The sequence below is a fragment of the Pseudomonas sp. 65/3-MNA-CIBAN-0223 genome, from assembly GCF_040310425.1.
Lineage (GTDB): Bacteria > Pseudomonadota > Gammaproteobacteria > Pseudomonadales > Pseudomonadaceae > Aquipseudomonas > Aquipseudomonas gregormendelii.
The window spans coordinates 1-274 of sequence record NZ_JBEOPV010000131.1; the positions used below are offsets into that span (position 1 = coordinate 1).

1 protein-coding gene is annotated in these 274 nt (G+C 66.8%); it reads left to right on the forward strand.

The window, feature by feature from the left end; all coding sequences use genetic code 11:
• The coding region (locus AAEZ09_RS28235) for an FAD-dependent oxidoreductase (protein ID WP_350601641.1) at positions 1-274 on the forward strand (274 nt) is incomplete at both ends.

Consider the following 274-nt stretch of genomic DNA (forward strand, 5'->3'; position numbering starts at 1 on the left):
GCGCTGCCTCTATGGCGAGGACGTGCAGGCGGTGGCCACCGATGGTAAGCGCGCGACCGTGACGCTAGGTGGCGTTGCCGGTGGCGAGCGCCTGGAGTTCGATGGCCTGGTGATCTGCGCCGGCACTGCCAGCCGTGGACTGGCCGCGCAACTCGGCGACCGGGTAAATATCTATCCGGTCAAGGGCTACTCGATCACCGTCAACCTGGCCGACGAAGTCAGCCGCGCCTCGGCACCCATCGTCAGCCTGCTCGACGACGAGACCAAGCTGGTC